A 26,104-nucleotide genomic window follows, 5' to 3' on the forward strand; every position below is an offset into this window, starting at 1 on the left:
CGTTTCTTAAAAGGCTATTCATTCCCTGGCGTAAGCAACTCACGCTTATCTATATTAAGAAGTTTGGCTATTTTATCTATTGTATTCAGATCTGGCTGAATGGAGTTTTGGCACTACTTACTTACAGTGGTTGCAGACTTGCCGAGCTCTTGGGCAAGCCATTTCCCTGTTTTGTTCTGTTCTACAAGAACAACTTTTAATCGGTTTATATTAGCCATATAAATTGCATTAATCGAAATTTAATGCAAATATATCAAAATTTGTGGGAACGGCAAAGAATGCAAGGAAAAGTTTCTATAAAGTTCATTATGATGTTTTTGATTCCTTCATTATTTCCAACATGGTTTTTGGACCCTTTATTCTTTTTATCATTCTTATTTTAAACTCTTCAGGGTTAGACCTACGAAAATCGTTGGCAAATACTTTGTGGACAAAATAGATACATTGTTCACGGCTTCTTCCTGCAAGCAGAAATATGCTGGAAATCTGAAAGACTATTCCTTGATTATATTTTCTAATGTGTGGAGGGATTTTTTCTGCTCTATTACGATTTCTCCAGTCTGCACAAACAATTTAGCACAATTACGCAAGGCAAGTTGGGTGGTTGCGTCAAAAAATACTATCTGATCGTTGAACCATTCCAGAACTTCTTCATTCTTTGCATTTTGCTCCTGTTGTAGTTTTGCATCTTTTTCTGCAATTTTATTTTCTATGTCTCTTATAGTTGCTAAATCTTCCGCTGTCTTTATTTGGTTTATAGGTAGAGTTTCTGCCTCTTCTCCCTCTTTGGAAGGAACATCCTGTTGCTGAACCTGTGCCTCTTCAATTGATTTTTGACGTTCCAATACAGCACCCCCTACACAAACTGCTGCTGCAATAAAGTCTACAACAAGACAGGCAGCAGAACTGATGAAATCCCAACGTGCCGATAGATTTGCGTAAAGTTGGTAAATGGCAAAAGTACCCATGAGGATAGCTGCAACATAGTACACCCATATTCTTGTGCGCCGCTCAAAGAAAGACATCGCCACCAATATCACGGGAACAAGCAGAACTATAAAAAGGGATGGTACTCAAAGATGATCAAACAACATCAGCTTACTCTTTTAGTTGCTCTTATTGATAAGATTTACCACCACTTTCACCATCACGTCCTTCTCTTCCGTCCGGTTCTCCGCTATCATCAGCGTAAGGGCTACGAGGGTGTTGTCGGCTATACGCTTGGAGCCATCCTCACGATAGAGAATATGGTTGTTGTTCATAAACCAAAGAAAGAGTGTGGCGGCAATACGTTTGTTTCCGTCACTGAATGAATGGTTCTTGGTAACAAGATAGAGAAGCATTGCTGCTTTCTCCTCTACGCTGGGATAAAGTTCTATGCCTCCAAAGGTCTGGTATATTTGTCCGATAGAGCTTTTGAAGGAATTATCCTTTTCGTTGCCAAAGAGAGCGGAGCCGCCAAACTTATCACGGAGCATATTTATCTCGTGCATGGCATTCTCGTAGGTGGCGTGAAAAGACTCTTCCTTGGTTGTTTTAATGATATTGAGCCGTTGGTAGTCGTAGTCATCAAGCGTATCGAAGGGCATAAGTATAGTCCACCACCACATCAAACAAGGCATTGCTCTCATCAGTTATTGGGACAGGTTGCTGCTGAATGGCTCTGCTCACCACCTGCACCAGTTGGCGCAGTTCGGCAATCTGCTGTTTGCGTATGCGCTCGTTCACGGCATAGCCTTTGATGAGGTATTGCTTCAAGACAGAAGTCGCCCATTGACGGAAACGTACCCCTCTTTGACTATGTACCCGATAGCCAACGGATATAATCACGTCCAGATTATAAACTGTATACTCTTGTATCTGCTTTTTATCTGCGATAGCACCGTGCTGAGTGGTATGTGTATTTTTTGCACATACCACTTTTTCGTCCAATTCACCCTCTTTGAAGATATTGCGGATGTGCCGACCAATCACAGTTCTGTCTTTTCCAAAAAGTTCACTCATTTGGGCTTGGCTAAGCCACACGGTTTCACCTTCCAACTTCACATCAAGTTGGGTTCTGCCATCTTCACTCTCGTAGATGACGATTTCATTATTAAGATTCAGCGGTTCTACCATTTACTTATGATTTACTATTGATATATTGGCAAAGTTACAAAAAAATATCTTATGCTTTTCTTATTTTATTTGTCTTTTTATTTGGGATAATATGTCGTGATTATGTAGCGTTAGTAGCTATGTATCAGTCATATAGGTATGATTTCTTATAAGATACTCTGTGTCATTCTCTTGTAAAAAATGTCCTGCACAGAGTCTTTTTAGAAGGCAAATAGGATAAATATCCACTTATTGGTACAGTTATCATACCACCATATTCTACTTTCTTGAAGCTCTTTTCCTGTTTTTCACTTCCAGGTCTTGCATCATGTGCCCAAGCACATCATCTTTGGCGAGTTCAAGGAGGTCGTTTTCAAGTTGTAGGGCATAAAGCACTCTCGCAACAGTACCAAAGGAGACCGTGGAAGAACCTTTCTCCAAACGTGCAAGCGTCAGTCTGCTGCATTGCGCACGCTGTGCCACCTGATCCATCGTTAGGTTCCTGCGAAGTCTTGCCAGTCGAAACTGTTCACCTACTATATTCAACTTCTCTTGTAATCCTCTGGTCATCCAATTAGATTTCGTGAATTTTGTCATAATGTATCTTTTATATTGCGAATATACATAATAATATCTGATGAATGATACTTTATGGTAGAGATTCATTCAACTTAATTAGATATAAAGAAGCTGTAAAGTCTGGATAATGGATTAGAAAATACACCCATTATTTTCATAAATCACCCATAAAAGCAAGCTTCTTTTTGAAGAAAATCGTATATTTGTTTTGCGATAGAGGAGAACAAGAGAATAGAAGCATTGCGGACGAAGCCGGAAGGGCTGACTCTCGACCACAAAAGTGTCAAGATGGACGCAAAGGCTTTGGCTGTGATGTTTGTGACGATGGCCAACGCCGATGGGAATGACATTGCCATTGACATTGAGGCAGTTGCAACTCTTGGAATTATCAGACATAAAGAACTAACCAAGTCTGGTAAATGGATAATCTTAAAACAATCATAAACTCATGATAATGAATAAGACTTTATGGAATTACTATAAGCAATCGGTCGATGGGAAAAAGGCGATAGACTTGTTCAAACCCGAACCTGATGATGCTTATCAAGCTGTTGAACGTATTGCAGAATTTTTGAAAAACTGGGATAAAGACATAGATCCACACCACCTTGGTGATGGCTTGTTTATATATGAGGTTAACATAGCAGAACGCCATCTCTTAAATGGAGAGCCTTCCAGCCGTAACACTTTTGAAACTTTTGTTGAGACTTATGATCTAAAGGAATTTGACCTGCAGGGAGAAAATATAATTTGGTCAGAAGATCGTTATTTCATCCCTGTAGATAAATTCCGACAAAAGGCAGCAACTGTAGATGCACTTTCCATGTATTTGTATTATTGCGACTCTTATTTCAAACCCATTCTTCTTCCACGACGTTTCGATATTATTCAAAGGAGTTGTGACGTTCTTGGAATAGAGCTGCCAGCTATTCCTCATACAAAGGATTACAAAGAGTTCTTAATGTATTATTATGATATATGTGGTGTGCTGAATGAATTCCAACAAGAAAATGAATTGACGGATGCAGAACTCTGCGCTTGTCTATATGATTATGGAGCAAGGGTCCTGTTAGATGACAAAAGTCATGTTGAAGGTGAACTACCACAGCCCACTAATGTATGGTTGACAGGTGCATCAGGTAAAGGAGATTTTGATTTTCTTGACTCTTTAGGCAAACAACAAGATTCTAAAACTTCTATTTGGGCCTGTAATGAAAGGACACGTAAGGGGGATTTGATAATCGTGTATTGCACCTCACCCCGAAGTTACCTTCATTCTATCTGGAGAGCTGATTCAACTGGTATTTTCAACCCCTTTGATTATTATCATTGCCGTACTACCGTCCGTGATGGGGTTAGACTTCCTCAAATTAGTTTTTCGGATTTAAAAGATGATTCTTATTTTTCACAACTGCCTATTGTACGGCGGAATTTGCAAGGGGTGAATGGTATAGAATTATCTGCCAAAGATTACTCTGAATTATTGAAATTAGCAAAAAGAAAGGGTGGCAATACTACTGACTACCCTCAACTATATATTGGTGGAACAGTGGATTTCGGAGAAATCAGACTTGAAAAGGATGTAGAAGAAAGCATTCTCATTCCTTTATTGAAACGAATAGGTTACAATGATTCTGACTGGACGAGACAACTTCAATTAAAAGCTGGGCGAAAAGAGAAGGCAATACCTGATTTCGTGTTTTTCCCACAAGGTGCTACTCACTTTGAAAGTGCACCTTTAGTGATAGAGGCAAAACTAGATATGTCCTCAATGGTTGAAGAACAAAAAGCATTTCGCCAAGCACTCTCATACGCACGTTTGCTTCGTTCCAAGCTAATGGGAATTTGTGACAAGGAGCGTCTTGTGATTTATGCTCTTGATACTTCTGGTAGTTGTAATATAGAAAGGCCTTTGTTTGATAACCATTGGCAAGCTATCTATTCTGATGAAATCATTGGTGCGAAGTTGAATCAATTGATTGGAGCTGAAGTAATAAAAGAGAAATGTAGCGCTTTATAAAGATGTTAAACTTCCTAAATGCCTCCTTCCATGTTATGGTCATTTATCTCCACGTGGCATTATCTGTTGGCAGGCACTTTGTTTATTGCGACACAATACTGTAACTTGTTGATTATCAGAGATAGTAAGATTCGAGGAGGTTGAAATAAACTGAGATAAAAATCCAAAATTATCGGAAACCAAATCCGTGTAGCTCAACGAGTTACACGGATTTCCCATTTTAAGGGGCCTGGTGATAGTTATCAATTTCTATTCCATATTTGTACCAAATCTGTATTGCAACAAAAAAGTCGTAAAGAAGCGACTAAAGTCGACTTAAAAGTATTAAACCCAAATCGGTCATTAGAAATATGCCTAATGACCGATTTGGGTTTAATATAATTATTATTGCTGTCCGGTAAAAAAGTAGACAAGCGGCGCAAGTCGCTAATTATCTCGTATTTGCAGGGAGATTGGGATATAGGGGCTTACTTTTTCTGCATGTTACATAAATCCCTATTACCCATTCTTTTCTTACTGATTAGACCATAAATGCGGCTTATTTCTTCACATTTTGGCTCATTTTGTGAGTTATTCCTTGACTTCATAAGTTTTACCGGACAGCAATATATAAATTATCATAAATAAAAAGAGGATGTGAGCAATTTGACACACCCTCATGAACGAGCAAATTCTTCTGATGAATACGAGAATTCATACATATTTCTTTCTGCGTTCTTACATATATATGTAGTAACCGGTTTCGATTAGCTTTCAAAAGGTTGTGTATCAATCTGGTGGCATCTCAATTTCTATATTGATGTAGACATAGAAATAACCACATCTTTCTATTCAGAAGTCTTTGAAAGTGCTTCCTGTTTGACTTGCTTTGTGGATAAAAACCGAATTAAGCCGATAAAATGACACGGCATTCCGAAAAAATATTTAATTTTGCATCGTTTTTGATTACCACAATGAATAAAATTGGTATAATTGGCGCAGGGAAGGTCGGTGTTTCGTTGGGGCGTTATTTCCAAATCAACGGTCTTTCTCTATCCGGATTTCATGATAGAGATTTGGAGTCGGTCACTTATGCATCCCGATTGACACATACCGAGTGCTTTGCTGAAATCCATCGGCTTGTTGACTTTAGCGACGTGGTGTTTTTTACAGTACCCGATGGTATGATAGCCCACGTGTGGGAGCAATGCCGTCTGTTTGATATCAAGGGGAAATATTTCTTTCATTGCAGTGGGGTGTTGAGTTCGACAGTTTTTGAAGGCTGTCATGAGTTGGGAGCCTATGCATGCTCTGCCCATCCTGTATGTGCGGTGAGAAGCCGCGATGACAGCAAGGCTTTCGAAGGCAAGTTTGTGGTGGCCGAGGGAGACGAGTTGGGATTGAGTCTGTGCAGAGCCATGACAATCAAGACGCACAACCCTCTTCGGATTATACAGGCAGTTGATAAGGCTAAGTATCATGCTGCGGCTACTATCTCCAGTAACCTTTTTTGTGCCTTAGCTCAGATGAGTGAACAATTGATGTCCGACTGTGGTTTTGACGAGGAGGCCGCTCACAGGATCCTTGTTCCCTTGATGCTTGGCAATATACAGAATATTGTTGAAAAGGGTTGTATATCTGCTTTGACCGGACCTATGGAGCGTGGCGACGCAAGTACTATCGCACGCCATTTAGAAGTTTTGGAGGGTGACAACAGGGAGGTTTATCGATTGCTCTCATTGCGATTGGTTGATATGGCCTTGCACAGGCACCCTGATAGAGATTATGATAATATATTGAAATTGTTAAAGTAATGACGAAGAATACCATATTAACTTTCCGTAAGAAAAAGCGGGAAGGAAAGAAACTGACAATGCTTACGGCCTACGATTATACTATGGCAAGGATAATCGACGCCGGACAAGTGGATGCCATATTAGTTGGCGATTCATTAGGTAATGTAATGCTGGGTTATGCCGACACAGTGTCGGTTACGATGGATGACATGGTGCATCACTGCGCAGCCGTGTCGCGCGCAACCTCTCATGCGTTGGTAGTGGGTGATATGCCGTTCATGTCATTTCAGACCTCTGTAGAAGAAGCTCTGCGTAATGCCGGTCGTCTCATGAAAGAAGGTCGGGTTAACGCAGTGAAGTTGGAAGGTGGGCACAGAGTGTGCCCACAGATTAAGGCTATGGTGCAGGCGGGTATTCCCGTTATGGCTCATCTGGGGCTGACTCCGCAGTCGGTCAACGCCATTGGCGGATACAGAGTGGCGGGTCGTACCAAGGGTAAGGCCGAGTTGCTGCTTGAAGAATCACTGGCGGTACAAGACGCTGGTGCATTCTCATTAGTACTCGAATGCGTACCTGTTCGACTGGCTTCGCTCATCGCCCGAAGACTGGATATACCGGTTATAGGAATAGGATCGGGAAACGGGTGCGACGGACAAGTACTTGTCACACAGGATATGATGGGTATGAGCACAGATTTCACTCCGAAGTTTGTTAAAGTGTTTGCTCCCGTGGGTGATGCCATGCGTAAAGCTGTGGCCGACTATGTTCAGGCTGTTGAGTCTTGCGAGTTTCCAGAGGAGCAGCATGGTTTTGCCGTTGATGACGAGGCTATAGAAGGATTATATTAAACGTTTTTAAACATTTCTTATCAAGATGATTCAAGTAGTGCATGAAATAACGAAAGTAAGGGAAATTGTGGAGCAATGGCGTCAAGATGGGTACACGGTTGGTTTGGTACCTACCATGGGATTCCTGCACGCCGGACACAAAAGTTTGATTGATCGTGCGGTGAGTGATAACGACCGTGTGGTGGTCAGTGTGTTTGTTAATCCAATTCAGTTTGGTCCCAATGAGGATTTGGCTCGTTATCCCCGCGATTTAGAGGCTGACACGAGATTGTGTCAAGACAGCGGTGCCCATCTCATCTTTAATCCCGCTCCCGAGGAGATGTATGCAGATGGCTTTTGTTCGTTTGTTGACATGATCGGACCTACCTCGGAACTTTGTGGCAAGTCACGCCCTGGACATTTCAGAGGTGTTTGTACTGTGGTGAACAAGTTGTTTAATATTGTACGTCCCGATAGGGCTTATTTTGGCCAGAAGGATGCACAGCAGCTGGCAGTCATTCACCGCATGGTGACTGATCTCAACATTCCTGTCGAGATAGTACCTTGCCCTATCGTACGTGAAAATGACGGTTTGGCACTTAGCTCACGTAACACTTATTTGAGTACAGAGGAGCGTCAAGCCGCTTTGGTGTTGTCCAAGGCCATACGTTTGGGACAGCAACTCGTCGCTGATGGTCAGCGCAACGCACATAAAGTGGTTGAAGTTATGAAAAGATGCATCGAGGCGGAGCCTTTGGCTGAGATTGATTACGTGGAGGCTGTTGATTTTCACTCCATTCAGAAGATAGATACCATTCGTCACGAAGTACTCTTTGCGATGGCTGTCTACATAGGGAAGACGCGCTTGATAGATAATTTTATCGTTAATATAGACAAATAAGCCATGTGGACATATTTATTGAAGTCGAAGATACATCGTGCCACAGTTACGCAAGCCGAAACCGATTATGTGGGAAGCATTACCATCGACGAAGCTCTGCTCGATGCCGCTGGTATTCGTGAATATGAACGTGTACAGGTGGCTGATGTCAACAATGGTCAGCGCTTGGAGACCTATGTCATTATGGGTGAGCGTGGAAGTGGCATCATCTGTCTTAACGGAGCAGCAGCTCGTCTGGTCAATGTGGGAGACAAGGTGATTATCATGGCCTATGTAATGATGGAGGATCGCGAGCTGGAGGGCTTTGATCCCAGAGTGGTATTTGTTGACGATAACAATAAGACGACTCGGGTTGTCAATTACGAGAAGCATGGACTCTTCAGTGATCAGTCTAATCCAAATATCGATAACAAATGATGAAAGGCAAGGTGATTGTGCTCGGTGTGACCGGCAGCATAGCAGCTTATAAGATTGCTTCCTTGGCCAGTTGGCTGGTTAAGGAGGGGTGCGAAGTGCATGTGGTGATGACTGCTCACGCCACCAATTTTATCACTCCCATTACTTTTGAGACCATTACGGGCAACAAATGTCACGTGGACACTTTTGATCGCAACTTTGAGTTTCACGTCACTCATGTGGCATTGGCTAAGAGGTTGGATGCCGTATTGGTGGCTCCCGCTACAGCAGACATCATTGGTAAAATGGCTGCCGGTATTGCCGACGATATGCTTACCACATTGATCCTTGCATCGACATGTCCTATTATCATTGCTCCGGCCATGAACACCCGCATGTATCTTAATTCAATTGTGCAAGAAAACCTGAAACGACTTGAGCAGCACGGAATGATAGTCATACCTCCGCAGGAGGGTAGGTTAGCTTGCGCTGATGTGGGCGTGGGGAAATTGCCTGACGAATCAGTACTGATGGCTTATCTTCGCAAAAGCATAGCGTATGCTAAAGACATGAATGGGTTGCGTGTGCTGGTTACTGCCGGTCCTACGTGCGAGGCCATCGATCCGGTGCGCTATCTTACGAATCATTCTACAGGTAAGATGGGGTATGCGATAGCACAGGCTGCTATGGAGCGCGGAGCGGAAGTGACACTTGTCAGTGGTCCGACGTCTTTGATATCTCCTGTGGCGATCAATACCGTTATGGTGAGATCGGCAGAAGAGATGGCTGACGAGGTATTGCAACGGTTTGTCAACTGTGATTTGTTAGTCAAGGCTGCCGCGGTAGCTGACTATACCCCGATTGACTACAACCCTGAGAAGATAAAAAAGGGGAGGGGCGATATGGAGCTGAGGCTCAAACGTACCGTTGACATATTGGGCAGTGCCGCTAAGCAAAAGCGCGATGGACAGCAGGTATGTGGGTTCTCTATGGAGACTGAGAACCTTGTTGAAAACTCGCGACGTAAGCTTCTAAGTAAAGGACTTGACCTTATCGTGGCTAACAGTCTCAAGCAGGAAGGTGCGGGCTTTGGAGCAGATACTAATGTTGTTACCCTTATAAGCAAGAACGATGTGCGTCAGTTGCCACTCTTGTCTAAAGAGGTGGTGGCGCATCGGGTGCTCGACGCTTTGTTGGCATTACGCATTAAGCCTTGAAGTATGATACTCTGTGTAGACATAGGCAATAGTACCGTATATGTAGGTTTGATGGATGTCGGGTGTGTGGTGGACAGTACCCATATTGCGCGAGACGCTCAAGCCTATATAGACAACCTGAAAGTATTTATGGGTGAACGGCAGGTAGAAGCAGTGGCAGTCTCCTCCGTTGTCCCACTTGAGACGACCGCGATGATTGATGCTACGCGTCGGTTGACCGGTTTGTCGCCTTTGCTTGTCAAGCGTGAGCTAAAACCAATGTTTCCGACGGTATTAGATTCTCCTTCGACTTTGGGGGCCGATCGTATTGCCGACACTACGGCGGCTATGCGCGATTACGATTTACCATTGATAGTAATTGACTTGGGCACAGCCACCACATTCTCGGTGATGGACAGACAAGGCGTGTTTCTGGGCGGTGCCATCTGTCCGGGGATTGTCACTTCCTTTCGTACGCTGACAGACAAGGCGGCACAGCTTAAAGGCTACAAGCTCGAAGTACCGACGCACGTGGTCGCTACTAATACCCACGGCTGTATCGGCAGTGGCATTATCGTGGGACATGCAGCCATGATTGACGGTATGGTGGCACGCATCGAGGAGGAGACCCACGAGACTTATAATGTCATTCTTACAGGAGGCATGGCATCAACTGTCCAACCTTTCTGTCGGCGGGCGACGCATGTGGATGACACCCTCATTTTGCGAGGTATTTACGCGATGTATGAAGACTATCAGGCTGCTTCTAAAGAGGTATAGATAATCAAAAAACATCTCGTTCGTTATGCTCTTTCTTATTCCGAACAGAGATATAAATTGGGGTTCTTTAGTTCAGATTAAAAGTCCATCCTAATCGGTTACTGTTCCGTTGCGTAAGGAGGCGGAAGGTGATGCATATAGCCGAATAAAGTGATCCGCATGAATCATTCAACTCATCCGCATGAACCGATCAACTCATCCGCATCACTTTTTATCTTCATACGCATGTTGTATCTTATAGCTGATAGCCGATTCGTTTAATAAGAAGTCTATAGAGAGTGGTATATAAAAATAGGGCTCAGCGTTATGATCCCTGAACCCTATCATCTATTTATTCTGAGTTGGAATCTTACTTGACAAAATCTTTCGATAACAAGTACTTGGCACTGGCTTCAACACCATCCCATTGATCACGATTGAAACGGCGATCTCTTTCCAATTCTACATAGAAACCTATCAGCCCGTTCTTATAAGCTACGTTGAAAATCTTTTCGAAGTTCATCATACCTGAGTCGCCAAGAATCCAGCGGTCTTTGATGTGAAGTAGTTTGTAACGACCGGAATAATCTTCCAACCATTCGCAAGGATCCTGCTGCCCCATAACAGCCCAATAGCAATCCAGCTCAAATATTACTTTCTCAGGATCTGTGTTCTTCAAGAAGATTTCTTCGATATACTTACCCTCTTTTTGAGCATCAACACCGGCATTGGCAACTTTACGGAACTCACCGCTGTGGTTGTGGTATCCCCAAAGGATTCCGGCAACATTAGAAATTTCACCGGCATTGTTATAAACCTCTGCAACCAACTTGGCATCGTCTTCTGTTTCAATCTGAGGCAAGCCCGGTTGAACCATGTTGCGAACTCCTAACTCATGGTGCATTTCAACAGCCTTTTTCCAGAAATCGGAAATTTGAGAAAGGTTTTCGCGGGTATATTTACGTACAGGTGGGTTCAGGTGAGAACCTGTAATTTTCAAGCCTGCATTCTCGGCAGCTGTACGGTATTCTTGAGCAGTAAAGCCGCCGAAATCTCCGGTGTCACCTCTATAGCCACAGATTTCTAACTCGGTGTAACCCATTTTTGCAATGCGATCCATTCCGGTCGAAAGATCTTTTTCCAATTTGCCGGCTAACGAATAGGTCTGCAAACCTATGTGTTTCTGATCTTTAACAGCATGGATGGAATCTGCTGAGAAGAAATGCTTCGCAGCGTCTGCTTTTACTGCCAAGCCACTCATTGCGAGTGCTGACATACCTTTCAAAAATGTTCTTCTATTTACCATAATATGTAATTTTTATGATTCATGTATTATTCATTAACAAAGACAGTGTAGGTTGGATGCAGTAAAGTTTATTAGCTTACTGGAACATAATTCATCTCATACAAAGATAAATAAAATCCTTTTTAGGTTGTCATTCTAAAAGAATAAAATTAACATTTATTTGTTGTTGAAGTCGAAAGGCTAAAATCTCCCCGGAATTTTATTTCCACAGAGCAGGCATTTATCTGTCGGTATATTCTTCTCAATGCTATAACCTTTCCGCTTTATTAATAGTTGATGACAATGTGCGCAGTATGTGTTCTCTCCGTCTGTCTTATTTACATTTCCGAGATAAACATAGCGCATACCTTCTTTTTCTGCTATTTCCTTTGCTTTCAACATATCGTGAATAGGAGTTGGAAAGGTATTTCCCATCTGATATTGTGGAAAGAATCGGCTGAAATGTAATGGGAAGTCGGCAAATCCATATTCTACAAGCCAGTGACACATATTGCGAATCAATGTTTCATTGGTATTTATATTTGGAATGAGCAGATTTGTTATTTCCAGCCATACGTTGGCTTCTTTACATATTAATAAGGTATTGAGAACGGTTTGCAAATGTCCGCGGTTTATCTTCCAATACAGCTCATCGCTAAACGATTTTAAGTCGATATTTGCTGCGTCAAGTACTGTGGTTATTTTCTTCATAGGTTCCCTGTTGACATAACCTGCAGATACGAGTACTGTTTTTATGTTGTTTTGTTTTGCTAAAACAAAGGTGTCGTATACATATTCGAAATAGGTGAGCGGCTCGGTGTATGTGAAGGCAAGTGTGTTTATTTGCAGCTTTTTACACTGTTCGATTATCTTTTCGGGGGATGCATTTATGTGACGGATTTCTGTAGGATCAGCTTGTGATATTTCCCAGTTCTGACAATTTTTGCATGCAAGGTTACAGCCTGTGCAAGCAACAGAAAGACAGTCGGAGCCCGGATAGAAGTGTAGCAAGGGCTTCTTTTCAATTGGGTCGACAGCTATGGCACAAGGTTTCCCATATACTACGGAGTAGAGCTTTCCGTGGTAATTCACTCGGCTGTGACATAATCCGTATTGTCTATCTTTTAAATCGCATTGATTAGGACATAAGTCGCATTGTACACCCCGTTCTGTCGGGTGATAATAAGTTGCTTCTTTTCCTATATCGTTGTTCATTTTTTGTTCTCCTTAAAAATAATAGCTTCGTAGGTATAGAGGTCGGCATCTTTCCATTCGTCCCATCCTATCCCCGCCTTGTCTCTGGCACAGTGTCCCAGAAATTCTTCCTTGGTCCAGTTTACTTCGTTAGCTACTTGAGGTAAGAAAGTACCGCTGCGGAAGCCTTTTTTTATATAAATGCCCTGCTTTCCATATTGAAATTCTTCCACTGAGTGAATTTTCTTTAATGGGGTGAGAACTGATATTTCTATGTTTATTTCCGATAGTTCATTGATGGTTACTTCATTGAATCTGGGATCTTCGAATGCTGCTTCTTGAGCCATCTCCTCAACAACTCCGTAAAGCGGAGTGTTACTTCCAAAGTGCCCGATGCACCCACGTAATTGGTTTTCGATGTATAGTGATACAAACGCTCCGCATTTCTCTTTTAGCGCAGGAGTAATATCAGTTTCCTTATAAGGTTTTTCAGCTGATTGGTTCAATTTGTTTTTTATGCTCTGACGGGCAATCTTCAGCAGCGTTTGTCTCTCCTCATTATTCAGAGAAAACAGTTGGGTGGTTGTGTCGGTGATAATGAAAGCATGATATCCCACTACCCTGTCTTTCTCCGCATACGCTACATCACCCGAATTTTTGTAAAGCAAATGATGAATATTCATCGGTCTATCTTTCATCATATATAATAAGGTAGCGATGGCACACTGTCCACAAGCACTGGTTACCAAATTTTGATAGTTCCCTTGTTCGTTGGTTTGAATAGCCTGATAGAATTTGTTTATATCGCCCGATAGAATCGCTTCTTCTGTGCGCTTATCCACTTTATTCGCATCCTCATAGCAAGGATAATGAGAAAAATCGCTGCTGATAACGAACAGGTTCTTTTTATTGAAATATGGTTTCAATACTTCGGCTATCTGACAGATACGGTTATCGTTTTGTGTGCTTATGATAATCGGTATAATATCCGGCATCTTTTTTAAATGATATTGTAGTAAAGGCAGTTGTACCTCTATGCAATGTTCTTTGGCATGCGCTTGAAACTTATACGTGAAAAGAGCATGTTTGGCAATGGCAGAGCAGATATCCTTAGCTACTTTTATATTGCCCAAAGGAGTAGCATAATAGTCGTTTACCGTATTCACAGATGCTCCGTTGAAGTAGATTTGATGACTTGGTCCGATTAGGAAAATATGCTCATACACATGTTTCGGATTGATCTGTGCGACTGCTGCTGCAGCCACTGCCCCCGAATAGATCCATCCGGCATGAGGAACAATGATAGCAGTAATGTCTTCACGTGTCTTTGTGTTTTTGTAATGGTTAAGGTATTCAGATAAAGTAGCTTCTACATTCTTTTTTGACGTAGGGTAGAAAGAACCTGCGACAGCCATCGGCCGAATATTCGATTGGCTGCTCATTTTATTCAATCCAAGCATAGTTAGGAATATTAATATGGCAATTAGTTTATTCATCGTCCTAATTTAATCATTTTTAGAAACAGATAGTTTTATTTTTTGGGATTTAACATAGTTATTGCTTTTTGGCTTTTTCTATGCTCAATTCCGGATATTGGATGAAACTTTTCATTGGATGATGAAAATTATTCATTTATTTTTTCGTATCTTTGCAAGGTAACGGTTCTTGATAATAAAAATATAATCTGGATGCGTAAGATGCTTATTCTCATATTGTCTGTATTTGTTTTTACTTCATGCGATTGGAGTGGAAGAACGAATGGGCATGAGAATAATTCTAAAGTCACCATAGAGCGCTATGACCGTTTGCAGTTTGAATCGGTGACAATGAACAATGTCGCTTCGCTTCAGAAAATGAATACTGATTACCCACAAGCTACCAAATTACTTATTGAGGATGTGCTCGGCATCGGTGATGTGAGTGATCCGGAGATAGACAATGAATTATTATCTTTCTTCTCGGATACTATAGCGCGTAAATTAATGAACGATGTTGAAAATAAGTATCAAGATGTTAGCGGAATAGAAAAGGAACTATCTAAAGGTTTTTTGAACATACGTAAGGATTTAAATTTCTTTCCTATACCTCGTATCTATACGCAAATATCCGGTCTTAATCAGTCGATCGTGGTTGGCGACAGTCTGGTTGGAATTAGTCTTGATAAGTATATGGGTATCGATTATCCACTTTACAAACGTTATTACTACGATATGCAAAGTCGTTTCATGGATTCGAAGCGTATTGTCCCCGATTTCTTTTATTACTATCTTCTCAGTCAGTATGAGCTGCCATTCAATTTTGGACGAACTTTACTCGATGTAATTATGCATCGTGGAAAGGTGCATTGGCTTATAAAAAAGGCACTGGATTATGATTCTATTGAAGAAGAGCTTGGTTATAATAAAGAGGAAGAAAAGTGGTGTAAGAAGAATAAAAGGGCACTTTGGAAGTTTGTTCAGGAGCATGATCATTTGAATGCGACCGACCCTATGATAGTCCGCAGCTATATGAATTATCCTTATTTTACTATTATAAATGATGAAAATACTCCTTATGGTATAGGGATTTATTTAGGATATCAGTTGATTGATCAGTTTATGAACTCCCATCGGAATGTATCTGTCAAGGAATTAATGGAGCGTACTGATTATCGAAAGATGTTACAGGATACCAAAGTTAGTTTTTGATTTATCTTATTAACATGGAAACGGCATTATACTTAATTCCTGTTACCTTAGGCGATACTGCGATAGAACGTGTATTGCCGACTTTCAATAAGGAAATTATTTCTCAAATAAGATATTTTATTGTCGAGAATATCCGTTCTGCTCGTCGTTTCTTAAAGAAGGTAGACAGTAGAATTGATATTGATTCCCTTACATTTTATGAACTCAATCAGCATACTGATCTGAAGGCAATAGGTGATTATCTCAATCCTTTGATTGCAGGTAATGCGATGGGGGTAATATCCGAAGCCGGTTGTCCGGCTATTGCTGATCCCGGTGCTGATGTAGTGGCTATGGCTCAACGGAAGAGTTTGAAAGTGATTCCGTTGGTTGGTCCTTCATCTATCATCCTTTCGGTCATGGGATCCGGATTCAACGGACAGAGTTTTGCTTTCAATGGTTATCTGCCTATTGAACCGGGAGAGCGTACGAAGAAGATAAAGGACTTGGAGCAGCGTGCTTATACTGAGAATCAGACGCAGCTCTTTATAGAGACTCCATATCGCAACGGAAAGATGTTAGAGGATCTGACGCGTGTCTGTAAATCGCAGACACATCTATGTGTAGCGGCTAATATCACTCGCCCTGATGAATTTATTAAAACTAAAACCATAAAGGAATGGAAAGCAAAGCTCCCTGACTTGTCTAAAATACCGTGTATCTTTCTTATATATAAGTAATCATGTTTAAGTTCATCATCAACCAGATGCCTATCGAGGCTTATCTTATGAATCTTGTATTTTGTTTTCTACCTTATCTTATTGTAGGAATCATATTAGGTGGATTGATTTATAGGCGGAAGGATGAACAGTATTATGCAAAAATGCGTTTCATTGCTTTGGATGGGGAAGGGCGGTTGTTCAAGTTTGGTAAGGGGCTTTTTTACTTCGGCTTTTTTCTTTTATTTATGGGACATATCATAGGATTACTGTTGCCTCAGGTTGCTTATGAAAGTTTTGCCAAGAATGAAGTGCGTGAGCAAGTCAGCTTAGCTGCAGGTGCTGTCAGTGGAGTAATTGCTCTTTTTGGTTTGATTCTTGTAATAGCTCACAGGTATGAGAATGTACAGTTGCGTACAGCAGATAAATGGTTGGTGGCGCTTCTTTTTGTTCAGATAGTCACAGGATTGTTAGGCGAGGTGATATCATTCACTTCATCAACAAAGAATTATATGAGCATTCATCAATGGGCTCAGGGATTGGTCATCTTCAAGCCGGATTCTTGGTACTATTTAGCAAAGGTACATCCGCTTATATTGTTTCACATGGTGATAGGGATCATGATGTTTCTTATCTATCCGTTTAAGTTGCTGCATCTGGCTATTGCTTTGGTTTGGCAAAGCAAACATGTTTCTTCGCATGATATGACGACCGTACCAGAGGAGCACTCTCCACAGCCTTAAAGCCTTTTTCTATTCCTATTTCATGGTATTTTCTGAATTGATCGGGAGTAATATATTCATGTACATGGTAATGCTTGTGTGTAGGCTGTAAATATTGTCCGATAGTAAGGACAGAACAGCCTATTGCCAACAGGTCGTCCATCAGTTCTTCTACCTCTTCAGGAGTTTCTCCGAGTCCTACCATGATACCGCTTTTCGCTGTGATACCATTTTCTGCAATCTGTTTCAATACTTGGAGGCTGGTGTCGTATTTGGCCACGCTGCGTACTGTATCTGATAACCGGCGTACGGTTTCCATATTGTGGGATATGATATTCGGTCCGGCATCTATCACCTGTTGAATCAGTTCAGTCCGACCACGAAAATCTGGAATAAGGACTTCGAATGTAGTGTTCGGGTTCAATCGTTTTATCTCCTGAATGGTTTTTACCCAATGAGCAGCACCTAAGTCAGGTAAATCGTCTCTGTCTACAGAAGTGATCACTGCATGGTCGAGTTTCATTAATCGAATGCTTTCAGCTACGTGTGTAGGCTCATCAGGATTCAATGGTAAAGGTTTACCTGTAGATGTGTTACAGAATTTACAGCAGCGGGTACAAATATTTCCGCCAATCATAAAGGTGGCTGTACCGTTCCCCCAGCATTCGCTGCGATTAGGACAGAGTCCACTGCTGCATATAGTATGGAGATGGTGCGATTCCACAATTTGCTTTGTCGCTGCGTATCGTGGATTTACACCTATGTCAATTTTCAACCATGAAGGTTTACGAACATGTTCCATGTCTGTTACTTCAAATTGTTAATAAAATACTCCGTTACTTTGGTCATCAGGTGACGACGAGTATTACCTCCATAAATGCCGTGGTCGCGGTTGGTGTAGAGCTGTTGATCGAATTGCTTATCAGCTTGTACCAATGCTTCAGCGTACTCTGCGTCATTCTGATAGTGTACATTATCGTCGGCTGTTCCTTGAATCAACAACAGCTTTCCGTGCAACTTATTGATTCTTGTCATACAAGATGAAGCATCGTATCCGCCAATATTTTCCTGTGGAGTACGCATAAAACGTTCTGTATACACGGAATCGTAGAAACGCCAGTCGGTAGGAGCGGCAATAGCAACACCGGCTTTGAACACCGGAGTTCCTTCACTCATAGCCATGATGGTTTCATAGCCACCATAGCTCCATCCCCAGATACCGATATTTTGTCCATCAACATAAGGGAGGCTTTGCAAATATTTTGCGGCTTCAACCTGATCTTGTGCTTCTTTTACACCGATAGCCATATACGTACATTTCTCAAAGTCAGCTCCCCGACCACCCGTACCTCGTCCGTCAACACAAGCGCAAATGAATCCATGCTCTGTCATGTAGGCCTCAAAGATGCCACCATTACCCATAGCACCGATATACCATTGATCGAGAACCTGTTGTGATCCCGGTCCGCTATACTGATGCATAATGACCGGATATTTTTTATTAGGGTCGAAGTTGACCGGTTTCATCATCCAGCCATTCAGTTCTGTTCCTTGCGAGGTTTTGAATGTGAAGAATTCTTTCTTTGGCATTGGCAGATTAGCTAACTCATTCTTTAGCGTATTGTTGTCTTCCAGTGTGGACAGTGTTTTTCCTGTATTGTCTTTAATCGTGATGACAGGAGGTGTGGTAGCATTGGAAAACGTGTTAATGAAGTAATGCATATTCTTGCTGAATATAGCACTGTTGGTACCTTCGTCATTGGTCAGTTTCGTTTTTCTTCCTTTAGCATCTACCTTCCATACATTACTACGTAACGGACTGCCTTCATTACTGATATAATAAAATTCGTTTTTTGCTTGGTCCCATCCCATGAAATCGCTGACTACAAAGTCTCCTTTTGTAATCTGTTTGACCAAATTACCGCCTATGGTGTAGAAGTATAGATGATTATAGCCGTCTTTCTCGCTCATAACCACAAAGTGCGTGGGATAGAACTGAATGCCATTATATACACCTTCTTTTACATAACGCTCATCTTGATCGCGCAGAATGAGTTTACATAGCGTACTGCGTGGGTTGGCAAAGTATAAGTCGTAACGATTCTGTTGACGGTTCAATGTCATGACAGCTAACTTTTCCGGATCATCAGTGAACTTGATACGGGGAATGTATCCGTCGGCATCCAATGGCACATCAAGGGTACGGTCGACTTTGCTCTTGATGTCGAAAGTGTGAACGGTAACCTTTGAGTTATCTACACCTGCCAACGGATATTTATATGAGTAGAATCCCGGGTATTGTTTGTATTGTTCGTGTTCAGGTTCCAGACCTTTATAATAAGGAATGTTGAACATAGGAACTTTGCTTTCGTCAAAACGGATGTAAGCAATCATCTTGCTGTCGGCTGAGAAATCGAAAGCACGATTGAACTCGAACTCTTCTTCGTACACCCAATCGGGGATGCCATTGATGATTTCATTATACTTTCCGTCGTTTGTAACTTGCGATTCTGCATTTCCGAAGAGCAATTTGATGAGCCAGATATTATTATCGCGGACGAATGCAATTTGTGTCCCGTCGGGAGAGAACAGAGGTACTTGTTGAGGACCGCCTTCCGACAACGGTTCCAGTTTATTGTTCTTTACGTTGTAGATGTAATATACAGCCGTGAACGAACGACGGTAGATATGCTTCGTTTGTGTTTGAATCAGTATCAAGCTCTCATCGGGCGACATGATATAGTCATCGAATGTTTTGAATGTACATTCACGGGCTTTACTCGTATCGAACACAGTCTCAATCTCCTTGCCTGTCTTGAATGAGTATTTCATGATTCGTTTGTAATCGCCGCTTATTTGCGTATAAGTCTCTCCGTCATTGCAAGCTTTCACGCTGCGAATACTCTTTGAACGGTATGTTATATTAGCTACGTCGTTGATGGAAAAATGTTGTGCTGCTGCCGTGAGTACACAACAAAATACGAATAAGAATATGCTAAGCTTCTTCATAATCAAACTTTCTATGTTTATGTAGCAAAGTTAAAACTATTTGTTTGAAAAAAGGCTATCTTTGACGATAAATATAAGATGCAAACGCCGAATAGATATCATGATTTGTCAGGATTCTTTGCGGAGAAGTTCCCGTTTAAGGTCCAAAAGATTTCCATCAACGCAGGATTTACTTGCCCTAATCGCGATGGAACAGTGGGGTATGGTGGTTGTACTTATTGTAATAATCAGACTTTTAATCCGGAGTATTGCAAGACAGAAAAAATAGTTGCCCAACAGTTGGAAGAAGGTAAACAATTTTTTGCTCGGAAATATCCGAATATGAAGTATCTGGCCTATTTCCAAGCTTATACCAATACCTACGGAGAGCTTGACAGATTGGCGCGTATGTACGAGGAGGCTCTTTCTGTGGATGATGTGGTAGGGATGGTGATAGGAACGCGCCCCGATTGTATGCCGGATGAATTACTTAATTATTTGACAGAGTTGAATAGGCGTACTTTCCTTATTGTAGAATATGGAGTAGAGAGTACTAATGATGAAACATTAAAGCGAATCAATCGCGGACATGATTATCGGACAGCTGTAGAGGCTGTTCAACGGACTACAGAGAAAGGTATTCTTGTTGGAATACATCTTATTTTAGGCTTGCCGGGTGAAAGCCGTGAACAAATTTTAGACGAGGCAGAAGAAGTATCTCGATTACCGGTTATTTTACTGAAGTTGCATCAATTGCAATTGATTCGCGGTACTTGTATGGCAAAAGAATATGCCGAACATCCTGAACGGTTTCATCTTTATGCGGCAGATGAATATGTGGAGTTGGTGGTTGATTTTCTGGAACGGCTTCGTCCAGATATAGTGCTTGATCGGTTTGTTTCCCAGTCCCCGAAATATCTTCTCATTGCCCCTGATTGGGGACTGAAGAACTTTGAATTCACCGAGAAAGTAAAGAAATGTTTGTTACAACGGAATACGTTTCAGGGAAGATTATTCAATCCCTTATCCTGCTGAGTATTTGTGAAGTTTGCTTTTTATAAGCTCATCATTCAATATGATATGTATCATCGGGCGAAGTGATACGTATGAATCTCCCAACTCATCCGCATGAACCGATCAACTCATCCGCATGAACTTGTCAACTCATACGTATCAGTTTTGGAAGAGATGACCGTCATCCTATTTGTTCATGCTGAATGCTTTAACTGCCTAAATAAAAAGTATGCACGAACACCTGATACTATTCTTAGCTTACGGATTTTTTATATTTTATTCTGACAGAATAAACAAAAACAGTATCTTTGTCATTAAAAAATGATATGGAACAGAAAGAGAAAACATTGTGGCAAGTTGTGAAGGGCTACTTCAATGCGTTGCCCGATAAAGAGAATGAAGAAGAAACGGTAAAGCAGATAAGCAGCGGTGTTGTTTTTCACGGCGCTAATCTTTGGGTATTGGTTTTTGCTATTTTTATTGCCTCACTCGGATTGAATGTTAATTCTACGGCGGTTATTATCGGTGCCATGCTTATATCTCCATTGATGGGTCCTATCATCGGAATGGGACTGGCCATTGGGATCAGTGATTTGGAATTACTGAAGCGTTCTATTAAAAATTATCTTGTGGCAACGGTTATCAGTGTTCTTACGGCTACACTTTATTTCTTTATTACACCGCTGAATGAGGCGCAATCGGAGTTACTTGCCCGAACATCGCCCACACTTTACGATATGTTGATTGCCCTATGTGGTGGCGCGGCAGGTATTCTTGCTCTGTCAACAAGGGGTAAAGGAAATGTGATACCGGGAGTTGCTATTGCTACGGCATTGATGCCTCCTCTTTGTACAGCAGGTTACGGGCTGGCTGTAGGTAACTTTTCTTATTTCTTCGGAGCGTTTTATCTTTTTTTTATCAATACTGTATTCATTGCGTTGTCAACCTTTTTGGGAGTTCGGATGCTACATTTCAAGTATAAAACATTCATAGATCCGGCACGATTGACAAAGGTTAAGAGGTATATTATCGGTATCGTGGTGCTGACAATGATTCCTGCAACCTATATGACTGTTCAGATTATTCGCCAAAGTGTGCTGGATAATAATACGAGAAAATTCGTCAAAAACGAACTTTCTTTCAAGGGGACACAGATTATTTCCCAAAGTCGGGATGAAAAGTTAAAAACGTTGAATGTAGTTGCTGTTGGTCGTATCATTACACCGGAGTCTATTGGTAAGGCACGTGAGTTAATGAATCGGTATCGGTTGGACAACTATGAACTAAACGTTATTCAAGGTTCACAGTCAGACAGTTTGTTGTTACTGAATCAAGCACTTAACACGGCCGCGACAAATAAAGAGATAACCAACCGCAAGTTATTGGAGCAAGACAACCGGATTCATACGTTGGAAGCGCAATTGGCTGACTATACTCGTTATACTACATTGGGGAAGGATATTCGTAAAGAGGTGAAAGCAGTCTGTCCGGAAGTGAAGAGTATCAGCCTTTCACAGATAACGGAGGCAAAAACAGATACTTCTGCCACTTTACAATACGTTTTGGCAGTGATAGATTGCCGGAAAGGATTAAAAAGTGTAGAACGGGAACGTTTACGTAGTTGGTTGAAGGAACGTGCTCGGGCCGACAGTTTACGTCTATTGGTTACGCAATAGGAACACTTTCGTTATGTGTGCCTCGTTATTGTCTCTACAGATTATTTTATATTACTTATTATCATTGCGACAGACTTCGGTGCTCTCTGGTATTTGTATTTCTTTGAACGTAAGAATCGAAAGTTGCTGAATTATTTTGGTTTCTATTTTATATTAAATTATTTTTGTATATTGCAAACAAGATAGTTATTAGTGCCCCAGACAGTGTATGAAGAATGCAGGACTGAATACCGATTTGCTTGATAAAGCCATTATTTTTGCGGTGAACGCGCATCATGGTACAGAACGCAGAGGGAAAGCTATACCTTACATTGTTCATCCCATGGAGGCGATGGAGATAGTAGCCACGATGACTAATGATCAACATTTGTTAGCAGCTGCAGTGCTTCATGATACGGTGGAAGATACGGACTTAACCATTGGAGATATTCGTCGTGAGTTCGGAGGAAAGGTGGCCGATTTGGTTGGATTTGAAACCGATATACGTGAGACAGCCGATGGGCATTTTGTTGAGTGGAAAGAACGTAAGATGATAGCTATTGAAAAGCTGAATCAGGCCGGAAGGGAAGAGAAAATTGTTACGCTGGGTGATAAATTGTCTAATATACGAGCCATAGCCAGGGACTATTGCAGGCAAGGAGAATCGTTTTGGAATTTGTTTCATGAAAAAGATAAAGCAGTGCATGCGTGGAGGTATAAAGCACTGGCAGAGGCTATGAAAGAGCTGGCCGATACAGAGGCCTATCAGGAATTTGATTCTTTGGTAAAGAAAGTATTTGGATAATCGTTGATTTAGATATAATAACTTTAAAAAATACGGAAATGGATACTACAAAGAAATTCGTGATCACGATTAATCGTGAAATAGGTTCTGGTGGAGGTTCCATCGGTAGAGAATTGGCTAAACGTTTGGGCGTTGATTTTGTTGATAAGGCCATTGTTGAAACGTTAACAAAAAAGTTTGATCTTTCTGTAGAAGAAATCGAGAAACTGAAGGCTGAGAAGTTCAATTGGTGGAATGAGGTTGCCAATACTTATGTGAACCGCTACTATATGAGCGAACGTTTTGATCTTGACACTATTGTGCCTACTACCGAGAATATCTTTAAAGTAGAGTCTCAGGTATTAAGAGAGATTGCGGCGCAAGGATCATGTGTTATCGCCGGACGTTCAGGATTCTATATCTTCAGGGATGAGCCTAACTCTGTCAAGATTTTTATTCAGAGTACAAAAGAGAAACGTTTGGCACATATTATGGAAAAACGGAATGTCTCAAGTGATAAAGCTGAGAAGATTATACAAAAAGTGGACGAAGGTCGTGAAAATTATACAAAGAAATTCTCAGGGACCAGTCGTTATGATACTCGTAATTATGATTTGGCTATCAACGTGGCAAATATGACGACGGATGAGGCTGTTGATTTGATTTTGAAGTTTATCGAGATGAAGAAATAGATTGTTTTTCTGCTTACTCGACATATAAATAAATTATTATGGAATTAAAAGGAAATGTTCATTATGTCGGTGTGAACGACCGACAGAAATATTTGTTTGAGAATTTATGGCCATTACCGAATGGTGTATCATATAACTCATACCTTATCGCTGATGATAAAATTGCTTTAATAGAAACAGTGGATGTGCGTTACTTTGAAGTGTACATCAAGAAGATTAAGAATGTGATAGGAGAGAAGCCTATCGATTATCTTATTATAGATCACATGGAGCCTGATCATTCCGGTTCTATTGGTTTGATAAAAAAATATTATCCGGATATTACGTTGGTAGGCAATGTGAAAACCTTTACTATGGTAGAAGGCTATTATGGCGTTCAAGGAAATCAGTTAGTGGTAAAGGAAGGTGATATACTCGATTTGGGACATCATAAGTTGCAGTTTGCCATGATTCCAATGGTCCATTGGCCGGAGACGATGGTTACTTTCGATATGACTGAAGGCATTATCTTCACCGGTGATGCCTTGGGTGCATTCGGTGCTTTAAATGGTGGCGTTATTGATACTCAAATTAATACCGATGGTTATTGGAGCGAGATGGAACGTTACTATTCTAATATTGTTGGCAAGTATGGAATTCCTGTACAGAAAGCTTTAGCTAAGTTGAGTTGTCTGCCAATTAAAATGGCTTGTCCTACACACGGACCGGTCTGGACTGAGCAGTTGCCGAAAGTCATCGGTATTTATGATCGTATGAGCAAATATGAAGCTCAAGAAGGTGTGGTTATCGTTTATGGTACGATGTATGGCAACACCGAAATGATGGCTGAAATCATTGCTGAAGAACTGAACAGACAGGGCATTAAGAACATTATTGTGGAGAATGTTTCACGCAAGCACCATTCGTATATTATTCAGGAAGTGTTTAATTATAAGGGACTGATTTTAGGCTGCCCTACCTATAATACGGATATCTATCCTGAGATGGAAGCATTGCTTGGAGAGTTGGCTTCACGTGATATCAAAAACCGTTACTTTGGTTGGTTTGGCTCATTTAGTTGGGCAGGAAATGCTGTTAAGAAGATAGGAGCCTATAATGAGAAACTGAAATACGAGCAAGTTGGCACACCCGTAGAAATGAGGCAGGCTATGAAACCTGTTACAGAGAAAGAGTGTCGTGCGTTGGCAAAGGCTATGGCTGACCGGTTGAAAGCCGATCGGTGATCAGCTGTTTAGTTCTCCCTTTCCTTGACGAATAATTTCAGGATAGTCTGTAGTGCAATCTATAACGGTGGATGGTTTTATCCCTCCGATACCTCCATTAATGACTAAGTCGACATCATTGCCGAATTTCTCGTCAATAAGTTCGGGATCCGTAATATATTCAATGTCTTCATCTTCTTCACGCGGTAACGTCGTGGAGAAGAGGGGGGCATTTAATGCCATGCAGATATCTTTTACAATGTTATTGTCCGGAATGCGGATGCCTACTTCTTTTCTATTTCGGAAGACCTTGGGAAGATTACTGCTGACAGGAAGCACAAAGGTGAACGGGCCGGGCAAATTCCTTTTCATTAATTTGAATGTAGAGTTACTTACTTTGGCATATTCACTGATATGGCTTAAGTCGGAGCAGATAATAGACAGATGATGTTTTGACGGGTCAATCTTTTTTAATCGGCAGATGCGTTCTACTGCCTGATTTTTCATTCCATTACAACTGATAGCGTACACGGTATCTGTAGGAATGATAATAATTCCTCCGTCATTTAGCAATTGGATTATCTTATCAATATCCTTTGGATTATTATTTTTTTCGTATAATTTGAATAACAT

Annotated in this window: 26 protein-coding genes and 1 pseudogene; 16 read left to right on the forward strand and 11 right to left on the reverse strand. The window is 41.3% G+C overall.

What is annotated here, in order from left to right; genetic code table 11:
* Positions 1–14: 14 nt before the first annotated feature.
* The 5 genes and pseudogenes from LO761_RS09480 to LO761_RS09495 form a co-directional block, all read right to left on the reverse strand.
* Positions 15–218: pseudogene (locus LO761_RS09480) on the reverse strand (helix-turn-helix transcriptional regulator).
* 276 nt (positions 219–494) lie between these two features.
* Positions 495–1,025 carry a hypothetical protein gene (locus LO761_RS09485; RefSeq protein ID WP_272818047.1) on the reverse strand — a complete coding sequence of 177 codons (531 nt, stop codon included), beginning with the start codon at positions 1,023–1,025 and terminating at the stop codon, positions 495–497.
* Positions 1,026–1,106: 81 nt separating this feature from the next.
* Positions 1,107–1,589: a type II toxin-antitoxin system death-on-curing family toxin gene (locus LO761_RS12590; protein ID WP_407951559.1), complete on the reverse strand. Its 483-nt coding sequence runs from the start codon at positions 1,587–1,589 to the stop codon at positions 1,107–1,109.
* Entirely contained in the window at positions 1,570–2,118 is a 549-nt protein-coding gene (locus LO761_RS12595; RefSeq protein ID WP_407951560.1) for a virulence RhuM family protein, read from the reverse strand. Before LO761_RS12595 ends, LO761_RS12590 begins: the two co-directional genes overlap by 20 nt.
* Before the next feature lie 258 nt (positions 2,119–2,376).
* Complete coding sequence (locus LO761_RS09495; RefSeq protein WP_272818048.1) at positions 2,377–2,694, reverse strand: helix-turn-helix domain-containing protein; 318 nt, start codon at positions 2,692–2,694, stop codon at positions 2,377–2,379.
* 270 nt (positions 2,695–2,964) lie between these two features.
* Here LO761_RS09495 and LO761_RS09500 point away from each other — a divergent pair, with 270 nt between their 5' ends.
* From LO761_RS09500 to LO761_RS09535, 8 genes are all read left to right on the forward strand, one after another.
* Positions 2,965–3,120, forward strand: coding sequence for a hypothetical protein (locus LO761_RS09500; RefSeq protein WP_272818049.1), 156 nt, complete (start codon positions 2,965–2,967; stop codon positions 3,118–3,120).
* 10 nt (positions 3,121–3,130) lie between these two features.
* The gene (locus LO761_RS09505) at positions 3,131–4,696 is read left to right on the forward strand and encodes a type I restriction enzyme HsdR N-terminal domain-containing protein (protein ID WP_272818050.1); all 1,566 of its coding nucleotides are present in this window, start codon (positions 3,131–3,133) and stop codon (positions 4,694–4,696) included.
* Between the two features lie 953 nt (positions 4,697–5,649).
* The gene (locus LO761_RS09510) at positions 5,650–6,489 is read left to right on the forward strand and encodes a Rossmann-like and DUF2520 domain-containing protein (RefSeq protein ID WP_272818051.1); all 840 of its coding nucleotides are present in this window, start codon (positions 5,650–5,652) and stop codon (positions 6,487–6,489) included.
* Complete coding sequence (panB, locus tag LO761_RS09515; protein ID WP_272818052.1) at positions 6,489–7,319, forward strand: 3-methyl-2-oxobutanoate hydroxymethyltransferase; 831 nt, start codon at positions 6,489–6,491, stop codon at positions 7,317–7,319. Before LO761_RS09510 ends, panB begins: the two co-directional genes overlap by 1 nt.
* Before the next feature lie 25 nt (positions 7,320–7,344).
* Complete coding sequence (gene panC, locus LO761_RS09520) at positions 7,345–8,199, forward strand: pantoate--beta-alanine ligase (RefSeq protein ID WP_272818053.1); 855 nt, start codon at positions 7,345–7,347, stop codon at positions 8,197–8,199.
* Between the two features lie 3 nt (positions 8,200–8,202).
* Complete coding sequence (panD, locus tag LO761_RS09525) at positions 8,203–8,616, forward strand: aspartate 1-decarboxylase (RefSeq protein ID WP_272818054.1); 414 nt, start codon at positions 8,203–8,205, stop codon at positions 8,614–8,616.
* On the forward strand, positions 8,613–9,812 hold the full coding sequence (gene coaBC, locus LO761_RS09530) for a bifunctional phosphopantothenoylcysteine decarboxylase/phosphopantothenate--cysteine ligase CoaBC (RefSeq protein WP_272818055.1): 1,200 nt from the start codon (positions 8,613–8,615) through the stop codon (positions 9,810–9,812). Before panD ends, coaBC begins: the two co-directional genes overlap by 4 nt.
* 3 nt (positions 9,813–9,815) lie before the next feature.
* Positions 9,816–10,571: a type III pantothenate kinase gene (locus tag LO761_RS09535; protein ID WP_272818056.1), complete on the forward strand. Its 756-nt coding sequence runs from the start codon at positions 9,816–9,818 to the stop codon at positions 10,569–10,571.
* Between the two features lie 349 nt (positions 10,572–10,920).
* Here LO761_RS09535 and LO761_RS09540 read toward each other — a convergent pair whose 3' ends face one another.
* From LO761_RS09540 to amrB, 3 genes are all read right to left on the reverse strand, one after another.
* Positions 10,921–11,856 carry a sugar phosphate isomerase/epimerase family protein gene (locus LO761_RS09540; RefSeq protein WP_272818057.1) on the reverse strand — a complete coding sequence of 312 codons (936 nt, stop codon included), beginning with the start codon at positions 11,854–11,856 and terminating at the stop codon, positions 10,921–10,923.
* 180 nt (positions 11,857–12,036) lie between these two features.
* Positions 12,037–13,050: an AmmeMemoRadiSam system radical SAM enzyme gene (amrS, locus tag LO761_RS09545; RefSeq protein WP_272818058.1), complete on the reverse strand. Its 1,014-nt coding sequence runs from the start codon at positions 13,048–13,050 to the stop codon at positions 12,037–12,039.
* Positions 13,047–14,525 (reverse strand): AmmeMemoRadiSam system protein B, encoded by a 1,479-nt coding sequence (amrB, locus tag LO761_RS09550; protein WP_272818059.1) that lies wholly within the window; start codon positions 14,523–14,525, stop codon positions 13,047–13,049. Before amrB ends, amrS begins: the two co-directional genes overlap by 4 nt.
* Before the next feature lie 192 nt (positions 14,526–14,717).
* On the opposite strand from amrB, the gene LO761_RS09555 reads away from it, so the two are divergent.
* From LO761_RS09555 to LO761_RS09565, 3 genes are read left to right on the forward strand one after another with little or no spacing between them, the layout of a single operon-like run.
* A complete protein-coding gene (locus LO761_RS09555; protein ID WP_272818060.1) occupies positions 14,718–15,716 on the forward strand; it encodes a gliding motility protein GldB-related protein in 999 nt (332 codons plus the stop codon).
* A 14-nt stretch (positions 15,717–15,730) separates the two neighbouring features.
* Positions 15,731–16,435: an SAM-dependent methyltransferase gene (locus tag LO761_RS09560; RefSeq protein ID WP_272818061.1), complete on the forward strand. Its 705-nt coding sequence runs from the start codon at positions 15,731–15,733 to the stop codon at positions 16,433–16,435.
* Between the two features lie 2 nt (positions 16,436–16,437).
* A complete protein-coding gene (locus tag LO761_RS09565) occupies positions 16,438–17,157 on the forward strand; it encodes a respiratory nitrate reductase subunit gamma (protein WP_272818062.1) in 720 nt (239 codons plus the stop codon).
* Here LO761_RS09565 and lipA read toward each other — a convergent pair.
* Entirely contained in the window at positions 17,075–17,938 is an 864-nt protein-coding gene (gene lipA, locus LO761_RS09570) for a lipoyl synthase (protein ID WP_272818063.1), read from the reverse strand. The genes LO761_RS09565 and lipA overlap by 83 nt on opposite strands.
* Positions 17,939–17,943: 5 nt before the next feature.
* Positions 17,944–20,145, reverse strand: a complete 2,202-nt coding sequence (locus LO761_RS09575; protein ID WP_272818064.1) for a S9 family peptidase — start codon at positions 20,143–20,145, stop codon at positions 17,944–17,946.
* A 78-nt stretch (positions 20,146–20,223) separates the two neighbouring features.
* Here LO761_RS09575 and LO761_RS09580 point away from each other — a divergent pair, with 78 nt between their 5' ends.
* The 5 genes from LO761_RS09580 to LO761_RS09600 all read left to right on the forward strand — a co-directional run bounded on the left by LO761_RS09580 (position 20,224) and on the right by LO761_RS09600 (position 25,492).
* Positions 20,224–21,159, forward strand: a complete 936-nt coding sequence (locus LO761_RS09580) for a TIGR01212 family radical SAM protein (protein WP_272818065.1) — start codon at positions 20,224–20,226, stop codon at positions 21,157–21,159.
* 305 nt (positions 21,160–21,464) lie between these two features.
* Positions 21,465–22,814, forward strand: a complete 1,350-nt coding sequence (locus LO761_RS09585) for a TIGR00341 family protein (protein WP_272818066.1) — start codon at positions 21,465–21,467, stop codon at positions 22,812–22,814.
* Positions 22,815–23,022: 208 nt separating this feature from the next.
* Positions 23,023–23,598 carry an HD domain-containing protein gene (locus tag LO761_RS09590; RefSeq protein WP_272818067.1) on the forward strand — a complete coding sequence of 192 codons (576 nt, stop codon included), beginning with the start codon at positions 23,023–23,025 and terminating at the stop codon, positions 23,596–23,598.
* Positions 23,599–23,636: 38 nt separating this feature from the next.
* Positions 23,637–24,269: a cytidylate kinase-like family protein gene (locus LO761_RS09595; RefSeq protein WP_272818068.1), complete on the forward strand. Its 633-nt coding sequence runs from the start codon at positions 23,637–23,639 to the stop codon at positions 24,267–24,269.
* Between the two features lie 38 nt (positions 24,270–24,307).
* The gene (locus tag LO761_RS09600; protein ID WP_272818069.1) at positions 24,308–25,492 is read left to right on the forward strand and encodes an FprA family A-type flavoprotein; all 1,185 of its coding nucleotides are present in this window, start codon (positions 24,308–24,310) and stop codon (positions 25,490–25,492) included.
* On the opposite strand, the gene LO761_RS09605 is transcribed toward LO761_RS09600, so the two are convergent.
* The gene (locus LO761_RS09605; protein WP_272818070.1) at positions 25,493–26,104 is read right to left on the reverse strand and encodes an L-threonylcarbamoyladenylate synthase; all 612 of its coding nucleotides are present in this window, start codon (positions 26,102–26,104) and stop codon (positions 25,493–25,495) included.

It is taken from the genome of Phocaeicola oris, from assembly GCF_021295095.1.
Lineage (GTDB): Bacteria > Bacteroidota > Bacteroidia > Bacteroidales > Bacteroidaceae > Phocaeicola > Phocaeicola oris.

What these genes read in the sequence shown, in the direction of transcription:
- LO761_RS09485 (WP_272818047.1), bottom strand. Translation starts at nt 1,025, where the DNA reads ATGTCTTTCTTTGAGCGGCGCACAAGAATATGGGTGTACTATGTTGCA.
- LO761_RS12590 (WP_407951559.1), bottom strand. Translation starts at nt 1,589, where the DNA reads ATGCCCTTCGATACGCTTGATGACTACGACTACCAACGGCTCAATATC.
- LO761_RS12595 (WP_407951560.1), bottom strand. Translation starts at nt 2,118, where the DNA reads ATGGTAGAACCGCTGAATCTTAATAATGAAATCGTCATCTACGAGAGT.
- LO761_RS09495 (WP_272818048.1), bottom strand. Translation starts at nt 2,694, where the DNA reads ATGACAAAATTCACGAAATCTAATTGGATGACCAGAGGATTACAAGAG.
- LO761_RS09500 (WP_272818049.1), top strand. Translation starts at nt 2,965, where the DNA reads ATGGACGCAAAGGCTTTGGCTGTGATGTTTGTGACGATGGCCAACGCC.
- LO761_RS09505 (WP_272818050.1), top strand. Translation starts at nt 3,131, where the DNA reads ATGAATAAGACTTTATGGAATTACTATAAGCAATCGGTCGATGGGAAA.
- LO761_RS09510 (WP_272818051.1), top strand. Translation starts at nt 5,650, where the DNA reads ATGAATAAAATTGGTATAATTGGCGCAGGGAAGGTCGGTGTTTCGTTG.
- panB (WP_272818052.1), top strand. Translation starts at nt 6,489, where the DNA reads ATGACGAAGAATACCATATTAACTTTCCGTAAGAAAAAGCGGGAAGGA.
- panC (WP_272818053.1), top strand. Translation starts at nt 7,345, where the DNA reads ATGATTCAAGTAGTGCATGAAATAACGAAAGTAAGGGAAATTGTGGAG.
- panD (WP_272818054.1), top strand. Translation starts at nt 8,203, where the DNA reads ATGTGGACATATTTATTGAAGTCGAAGATACATCGTGCCACAGTTACG.
- coaBC (WP_272818055.1), top strand. Translation starts at nt 8,613, where the DNA reads ATGATGAAAGGCAAGGTGATTGTGCTCGGTGTGACCGGCAGCATAGCA.
- LO761_RS09535 (WP_272818056.1), top strand. Translation starts at nt 9,816, where the DNA reads ATGATACTCTGTGTAGACATAGGCAATAGTACCGTATATGTAGGTTTG.
- LO761_RS09540 (WP_272818057.1), bottom strand. Translation starts at nt 11,856, where the DNA reads ATGGTAAATAGAAGAACATTTTTGAAAGGTATGTCAGCACTCGCAATG.
- amrS (WP_272818058.1), bottom strand. Translation starts at nt 13,050, where the DNA reads ATGAACAACGATATAGGAAAAGAAGCAACTTATTATCACCCGACAGAA.
- amrB (WP_272818059.1), bottom strand. Translation starts at nt 14,525, where the DNA reads ATGAATAAACTAATTGCCATATTAATATTCCTAACTATGCTTGGATTG.
- LO761_RS09555 (WP_272818060.1), top strand. Translation starts at nt 14,718, where the DNA reads ATGCGTAAGATGCTTATTCTCATATTGTCTGTATTTGTTTTTACTTCA.
- LO761_RS09560 (WP_272818061.1), top strand. Translation starts at nt 15,731, where the DNA reads ATGGAAACGGCATTATACTTAATTCCTGTTACCTTAGGCGATACTGCG.
- LO761_RS09565 (WP_272818062.1), top strand. Translation starts at nt 16,438, where the DNA reads ATGTTTAAGTTCATCATCAACCAGATGCCTATCGAGGCTTATCTTATG.
- lipA (WP_272818063.1), bottom strand. Translation starts at nt 17,938, where the DNA reads ATGGAACATGTTCGTAAACCTTCATGGTTGAAAATTGACATAGGTGTA.
- LO761_RS09575 (WP_272818064.1), bottom strand. Translation starts at nt 20,145, where the DNA reads ATGAAGAAGCTTAGCATATTCTTATTCGTATTTTGTTGTGTACTCACG.
- LO761_RS09580 (WP_272818065.1), top strand. Translation starts at nt 20,224, where the DNA reads ATGCAAACGCCGAATAGATATCATGATTTGTCAGGATTCTTTGCGGAG.
- LO761_RS09585 (WP_272818066.1), top strand. Translation starts at nt 21,465, where the DNA reads ATGGAACAGAAAGAGAAAACATTGTGGCAAGTTGTGAAGGGCTACTTC.
- LO761_RS09590 (WP_272818067.1), top strand. Translation starts at nt 23,023, where the DNA reads ATGAAGAATGCAGGACTGAATACCGATTTGCTTGATAAAGCCATTATT.
- LO761_RS09595 (WP_272818068.1), top strand. Translation starts at nt 23,637, where the DNA reads ATGGATACTACAAAGAAATTCGTGATCACGATTAATCGTGAAATAGGT.
- LO761_RS09600 (WP_272818069.1), top strand. Translation starts at nt 24,308, where the DNA reads ATGGAATTAAAAGGAAATGTTCATTATGTCGGTGTGAACGACCGACAG.
- LO761_RS09605 (WP_272818070.1), bottom strand. Translation starts at nt 26,104, where the DNA reads ATGTTATTCAAATTATACGAAAAAAATAATAATCCAAAGGATATTGAT.